General features: G+C 76.7%; 1 pseudogene. It reads right to left on the bottom strand.

What is annotated here, in order from left to right:
• Positions 1–1,620, bottom strand: a pseudogene (locus tag ACFU7Z_RS39315) (hypothetical protein); the annotation flags it as partial.

Here is a 1,620-nt window from a genome sequence, read left to right as displayed (position 1 = left end):
GCTGTGGGCCGATGCTGCGGCCTGGTTCGCGGAGTAGTTGGCCTGCCGGCTCGCCAGCCTCGCTGTGGCCGAGGCGGTCTTCGCCTGCTGGGCGGAGGCCGCCGCCGCGTTGGCGGAGGCCGTGGCCTCGGCGGCCCTGTTGCGTGCCTCGTCCGCGTAGCCCTTGGCCTGGGAGGCCGACGTGCGGGCCCGGTCGGCCCACTGGCCGGCCTCCGCGGCCGCCGAACGGGCCTGGGCCGCGACCGCGGACGCCTCGGCCGCGTTCTGGTTGGCCTGCGCCGCGATCTGGGCGGCGCTCGCGATCAACGCCCGGACCGCCGCCACGTGGGTGGCGGTGTCCTGGTCCTTCTGGGCCGCCCGGTGCTGGCCCCAGACGACGTAGTCGCTCTGCATCGAGTCCGGCCCGGACAGGACGACCTGCCCGAGGGCCGCCACGACGGGGCCGCCGCGTCCCATGATGGTGGCCGCGGACACCTGGTCGTCCTCGGCCTTGGCCAGGAAGTAGCCGGTGGCCAGGAAGTCGGTCAGGGCCTTCGGTGACGGGTCGCTCAGGGCCTTGTTCCCGGCGGCGGTGACCGCCTTGCCGGCGTTGTTCATCAGCCTGAGGATCCGGATCCGGTTGTCGTCGGCCTGGACGTCGTAGACCCCCTGGGTGAGGAAGGCCTGGATCTGTGCCGGGCTGTCGGCGGCCAGCGCCCGCTGCGCCGCCTCCGCCAGGCCGGGGCCGCCGAGGGTGGAGAACAACAGCGCCTTCTCCCGGTCGTCCTGCCGCAGGGCCTTCGGGTACTGCGCCACCGCCCAGTCGATCACCTCCCGGTCGGTACCGGAGAGCGCGCTCTGGGCGGCTCGGCTGGTCCACGCGCCACTGCTGGCCAGCAGGTTGACGGCGGCCCTGCGGCCGGCGGCGACCGCGGTCGCGGTGTCGACCGCCGGGTCGGCGGCCTTCGCGACCAGTTGCCTGGTGGTCTCGTCGACGGCTGCCGCCTGGGTCATGGCGGTCTCCCGCGACCGTGCCGCCTCCTGGCCCTCCTTGCGGAGCTCGGTGGCCTCGTCGATACCCAGTTTGGTATCGGCCGCGAGGTCCTCCTGCTCGCTCTCCCGGGCGAGGGCCTCGACGCCCTGCGCCACTGTCACCGCGTTCGCGGCCGTCTGGGCGGCGGCCACGGCCGCGTTGGCGTGCTCGGTGGCCTTGTTCGCCCAGTCCTGGGCGTTGCCCGCCTGGTCGGCGGCCGCGTCCGCCGCCTTCGCGGCGTTCTCCGCGTGGGTGGCGGCCCCGTTGGCGGCCGCCTGCGCGTCCTTCGCGGCCGAAGCCGCACGGGAGGCCAGCGAGTTGGCCCGCTTGGCGGCCGCGTCGGCGGAGGCCGACGCGCTGCGGGCGACGGCGGCCGCCTCCGACGCCCGCCGGGACTGCGCGGTGGCCTGGCCGGCGGACGCGCCGGCCGAACTCGCCGCGTCCGCGGCATCCGCCGCGTTGCGCGCAGCGCTGGCCGCGGAGCTCGCGGAGAGCCCGGCCTGTGCGCCCGAGACGGCCGCGCTCGCGGCGGCGTCCGCGGCACTGCGGGCGCCGGGCGCCGCGTCCCGGGCGGCCTGCGGCGCGTTGCGGGCGTCCTGCGCCTGGCC

It is taken from the genome of Kitasatospora sp. NPDC057518 (genome assembly GCF_042802075.1).
Taxonomy (GTDB): Bacteria; Actinomycetota; Actinomycetes; order Streptomycetales; family Streptomycetaceae; genus Kitasatospora.
Note: the sequence above shows the minus strand (reverse complement) of the source record. Positions and strands in the feature narration are given on the sequence as shown.